Annotated in this window: 1 protein-coding gene; it reads left to right on the plus strand. The window is 66.1% G+C overall.

The window, feature by feature from the left end:
* Positions 1-61 precede the first annotated feature (61 nt).
* A partial coding sequence (locus FS767_RS22720; protein ID WP_144968318.1) for a LysR family transcriptional regulator occupies positions 62-230 on the plus strand: 169 nt, incomplete at its 3' end.

Consider the following 230-nt stretch of genomic DNA (forward strand, 5'->3'; position numbering starts at 1 on the left):
GCGTTTTGCCATTGCCAGGCTAGGCACTAACATGCGCCCTTTCGTGAGCCCAGAGCGCTTGATGAAGACTCCTCGCGTTTCCCTCGATCAGTGGCGGACCCTGCAGGCGGTGGTGGGTCACGGCGGCTACGCCCAGGCCGCCGAGGTGCTGCATCGCTCCCAGTCGTCGGTCAGCTATACCGTCGCGCGCATGCAGGAGCAGCTCGGCGTGCCGCTGTTGCGCCTGGAGG

The organism is Pseudomonas sp. DE0010 (assembly GCF_007680745.1).
Taxonomy (GTDB): Bacteria; Pseudomonadota; Gammaproteobacteria; order Pseudomonadales; family Pseudomonadaceae; genus Aquipseudomonas; species Aquipseudomonas parafulva_B.